At 37.6% G+C, this 4,951-nt stretch carries 4 protein-coding genes, 1 rRNA gene and 1 other RNA gene; all 6 read left to right on the top strand.

The features are described from left to right. The first annotated feature begins 518 nt into the window (after positions 1 to 518). Positions 519 to 788, top strand: an RNA gene (ffs, locus tag CD118_RS07190) — signal recognition particle sRNA large type. 101 nt (positions 789 to 889) lie between these two features. Beyond that, complete coding sequence (locus CD118_RS07195; RefSeq protein WP_060830399.1) at positions 890 to 1,423, top strand: GNAT family N-acetyltransferase; 534 nt, start codon at positions 890 to 892, stop codon at positions 1,421 to 1,423. 66 nt (positions 1,424 to 1,489) lie between these two features. Further along, positions 1,490 to 3,178 (top strand): DNA polymerase III subunit gamma/tau, encoded by a 1,689-nt coding sequence (gene dnaX, locus CD118_RS07200; RefSeq protein ID WP_060830398.1) that lies wholly within the window; start codon positions 1,490 to 1,492, stop codon positions 3,176 to 3,178. Positions 3,179 to 3,391: 213 nt separating this feature from the next. Next, positions 3,392 to 3,712, top strand: coding sequence for a YbaB/EbfC family nucleoid-associated protein (locus CD118_RS07205; RefSeq protein ID WP_016425597.1), 321 nt, complete (start codon positions 3,392 to 3,394; stop codon positions 3,710 to 3,712). Position 3,713: 1 nt separating this feature from the next. After that, the gene (recR, locus tag CD118_RS07210; protein ID WP_016425596.1) at positions 3,714 to 4,310 is read left to right on the top strand and encodes a recombination mediator RecR; all 597 of its coding nucleotides are present in this window, start codon (positions 3,714 to 3,716) and stop codon (positions 4,308 to 4,310) included. Between the two features lie 573 nt (positions 4,311 to 4,883). After that, positions 4,884 to 4,951 (top strand): 16S ribosomal RNA (locus CD118_RS07215); the annotation flags it as partial.

The following is a 4,951-nucleotide window of genomic DNA, read 5'->3' on the forward strand; positions in this document are numbered from 1 at the left end:
GAGGAATACCCAAGTCTGGCTGAAGGGATCGGTCTTGAAAACCGACAGGGGCTTAACGGCTCGCGGGGGTTCGAATCCCTCTTCCTCCGCCATTATAAGTAAAATCCAAGACTAATAGATATAAAAGCCAAACACTCAATGCGGTTGAATGTTTGGCTTTTTTGTATTTAAAAATGAGGCGTATCATTGGTGCACTTATGAGTAGAGATTTTCCATTATCTTTTGGATGACGCGCGGTTGCGCTTTGATTGCGTTATAAAGATATACAACTTGTATAGCATGGGCTTTTAAAACTGCTGGAGCAAATACGATTTTAAATATATGTAAAAAGTTTTTAAATCATTAACTGATGAGTGAGCAGAGACAACGTGTCACGTGAAACATATTTTTAAGTCTGTTGTTTTTTAGAAGGCAAACACCCATGTAACAATGCATCAATATATATGAATCAATTTTGATGCATGAATCTAGATACTCTGCTTGCATTTTTATTAAAAGGTATAGTATTATTAAATATGCCGTGCTAAGCGGGGAGGTAGCGGTTCCCTATTCTCGAAATCCGCTTTATGCGAGGTCGAATTCCTTTGTCGCGGATATGTATTTGTGAAGTCTGCCCAGAGCACGAGGTGTTTGAAGATTTCGGTCCTATGCAATATGAACCCATGAACCATGTCAGGTCCTGACGGAAGCAGCATTAAGTGGATTCTCATATGTGCCGTAGGGTAGCCGAGATTTAGCTGTCGACTCTGGTAACGTTTGTGATGCGTATTCTACACAAAGGTGCACGGCATTATTATTTTTAAAATTGTATTTTCGATTAATAGATGTGTGAGTAACTTTTGAAGAGTTGCTCTTTTTTTATATATGAATAATGTAAGGAGGTTAACGGATGTCCGTATTTATTAGTACACCAACAGAAACTGACTATGAACCCTCTTATGAAATGATTGCTGAGGCTTTTAAGGATGTACCGCATTCAACGCATCGTGAGCACGAATGGGTGAAACGTTTACGTATGTCACCCAACTATCATTTTGAGTTGGAAGTTATCGCCAAAACAGAAGATGGCACATTGATTGGACATGCGATGTGTACAGAGGTCAAAATTCAAAACGAAGACAAGACCTATACTGCGCTTGCACTCGCACCGCTCGCAGTTGTAAAGGCATATCGTAATAAAGGATTGGGGAAAGCCCTCGTTCAAGCTTTGGAAGAACGTGCACTTTCTGAGGAATATACAACGATTCTCGTTTTAGGCGATGGGACTTACTATGAAAAATTAGGCTATGAAGTTGCTGGAAATTATGATATCTATTTGCCGCCTCAAATGGGTGAAACTGAGCTACATGTGAAATTTTTGTGGGATGCTTTAGCAGATTTACCCAATGGAACAGTGATCTATCCATCAGAATTTTTGAAGTAACTTTGCGCCATACAAACGAGATTGAACATGATATAATAAAGTCATTGTTAGTTCGGAGGTGCCAAAGTGGATTATCAAGCATTATACCGTATGTTTCGTCCGCAAAGTTTTGATGATGTAGTCGGGCAAGAACATGTGACCAAAACCTTAAAAAATGCAATTGCAAAAGGGAAACAATCCCACGCTTATATCTTTAGTGGTCCGCGTGGTACAGGAAAAACGAGTATTGCAAAAATTTTTGCTAAAGCCATCAATTGTGAAGTGAGAGAAGATGGAGAACCCTGTAATGAATGTGCGACATGCAAAGGCATCACACAAGGTTCTAATTCAGATGTCATCGAAATTGATGCCGCGAGTAATAATGGCGTAGATGAAATTCGTAATATTCGAGACAAAGTCAAATATGCACCGAGTGAATCAAAATATAAAGTGTACATTATTGACGAGGTCCATATGCTGACAACAGGCGCGTTCAATGCACTGTTGAAAACATTGGAAGAGCCTCCTGCACATGCAATCTTTATTTTGGCTACAACAGAACCACATAAAATTCCACCTACAATTATTTCGAGGGCGCAACGTTTTGATTTTAAAGCCATTCATTCAGATCGAATTGTAGATCGTTTGAGATACGTTGCCGAACAACAGGCGCTCGATTACGATGGGGAAGCTCTTGAGTTTATCGCTAAAGTATCAGAAGGCGGTATGAGAGATGCTTTAAGTATTATGGATCAAGCGATTGCTTTCGGTGATGAGCGATTAACTTTGAAGGATGCTTTGGATGTTACAGGGAGTCTAGATGAGTCCGATCTAAATGCACTCTTTCAAGATGTTGTACAAGGTCATGTTCATGATGCGTTTGAACGTTATCATCAATTTGTTAGTGAAGGTAAAGAGGTTAATCGTTTAATCAATGACATGATTTATTTTGTAAGAGACACGATTATGGCTAAAACAACAAATCAGTCGATGACGTTAGATGCCTTGGTTGGATTTGACTTAGAAGTTTTATATAAAATGATTGATGTCATTAATGATACATTAGTGTCAATTCGATTTAGCGTGAATCAAAATGTACATTTAGAAGTATTGTTAGTTAAACTTTCCGAAATGATTAAAGAAGCTGGAGCAACAGGAGAAGTCGTTGTTAACCATGCGCCAACAGAGCAGCAAGATGCGATGATAAGACGGATGGAAGCACTAGAATCTGAATTACAAACGTTAAAATCTCAAAATATTGGTATGCCAACATCACAACCTAAGCCACAGCCCACAAAGCGTCGTAATTCAAGTTCGACCTATTCGGTGGAACAAATTGCTAAAGTTCTAGATAAAGCAAACAAAGAAGACATTGCTTTAATTAAAGAGCGTTGGGCTGATGTTATTCAATATGCGAAAGATCGTAATCAGAAATCACTCGTCAGTTTGTTACAAAATTCAGAACCTGTAGCAGCTAGTGAAGATAAAGTGTTAGTAAAGTTCGATGAAGAAATACACTGTGAAATTTTGAAAAAAGACGAAGAAAAGAAACAAAGTATTGAAAACGTCGTAAAAGATATTATAAACAAGCCTGTATCTGTGGTAGGTGTACCTGCTGATAAATGGATGCAAGTACGGAGTGATTACATTACTAATCGTAAACGAAGTCATTCGAATGGCCAACAGGAGTCTGCAAAGCCGGAAAAACAAGCAAGTGTTGTTGAAGCGGCCAAGAACTTGTTCGGAGAAGACACAGTCCATGTTATAGATGAATAAACATGACAAGGCTTTGAAAGGTATGTATAATTGTAAACGAATCTAAGAAGAACTCACTCTTGGACGCGTATCATTACGTGAATATGTATATACTGTAAAACGATAGAGTATTGATTATTCTGTTGTTTTAATAAAATGAATATAGATGGACCATCTCGTCTTTGATAATATTATTTAATTGATGATGGTTTTAATAATAAGGAGGATACATTTATGCGCGGTGGCGGAAATATGCAACAAATGATGAAACAAATGCAAAAAATGCAAAAGAAAATGGCTGAAGAGCAAGAAAAATTAAAAGAAGAGCAAGTTGAAGGAACAGCTGGTGGCGGCATGGTTAAAGTTGTCGTATCTGGTCATAAAGAAGTCGTTGATGTTGTTATCAATGAAGAAGTCGTAGATCCAGAAGATGTAGAAATGTTACAAGACTTAGTATTAGCTGCAACAAATGAAGCAATGAACAAAGCGGATGAATTAACAGCTGAGCGTTTAGGAAAACATACTAAAGGTCTTAACATCCCAGGAATGATGTAATATGCATTATCCTCAACCGATATCGAAACTCATCGATAGTTTCATGAAATTGCCAGGCATTGGTCCCAAGACGGCTCAACGTCTGGCTTTTCACGTGCTTGACATGAAAGAAGATGATGTTGTTCAATTCGCAAAAGCTTTAGTGGATGTCAAACGAGAACTTACCTATTGTAGTGTTTGTGGCCATATTACCGAACAAGATCCTTGTTATATTTGTGAAGATAAACAACGCGATCGTTCAACAATATGCGTAGTCGAAGATGATAAAGATGTGATTGCAATGGAGAAAATGAAAGAATATAAAGGTTTGTATCATGTATTGCATGGCACAATTTCTCCTATGGATGGTATTGGTCCTGAAGATATCAATATACCAAGCCTTATTGATCGTCTCAAAGATGAACAAGTTCAAGAGTTGATTCTTGCAATGAACCCTAATCTTGAAGGTGAATCAACAGCGATGTATATTTCTAGACTGGTTAAGCCACTAGGCATTCGTGTCACACGATTAGCGCAGGGGCTATCTGTCGGTGGCGATTTGGAATATGCAGATGAAGTGACGCTATCTAGAGCTATCTCTGGGCGTACAGAAATGTAGTAAGAAACAAATGATCATATAATGAATGAAGATAACAGGGGGGAGAGGGGGGACAACCTAGTTGTATCGTCTCGTATCAAGAGAATGATATGTACATTAGAAAAGATGGCATTGAAGTACAGGTTTCATCCAATGATTTGCTAATGCTTTTCTTTTGTATATTGAGATATGATGTCGTCTCCTACCCTGTTGTCTTTATTTTTTAGTGTAGATAGCGTAGCGTTTTGTATAGAACAATAAAATAAAATGAGAATAATGCGTTTAAAATAACAAAAAGCATTAAAGAGTGTAATTTTTATTGTTGTTAAAAGGGTTGAAAGCCTGTATAGTTATATCTTGTTGAGCGGCATAATAAGTCGCAACAACAAAACGAAAAAATTAATTAAAAAAGTTGTTGACATTAGAAATCAACTTGTGTATAATTAATTCTTGTCGAGTCAAAAAAATAAATGACATGAACATTGAAAACTGAATGACAATATGTCAACGTTAATTCCGATAATTTGAGTACTTCAACGTACTTTAAAGAGTGATTGACTTAATCAATCAACGAGCTATATCAAGCTTACTTCTTTTATGGAGAGTTTGATCCTGGCTCAGGATGAACGCTGGCGGCGTGCCTAATACATGCAAGTCGAGCG

It is taken from the genome of Staphylococcus coagulans, from assembly GCF_002901995.1.
Taxonomy (GTDB): Bacteria; Bacillota; Bacilli; order Staphylococcales; family Staphylococcaceae; genus Staphylococcus; species Staphylococcus coagulans.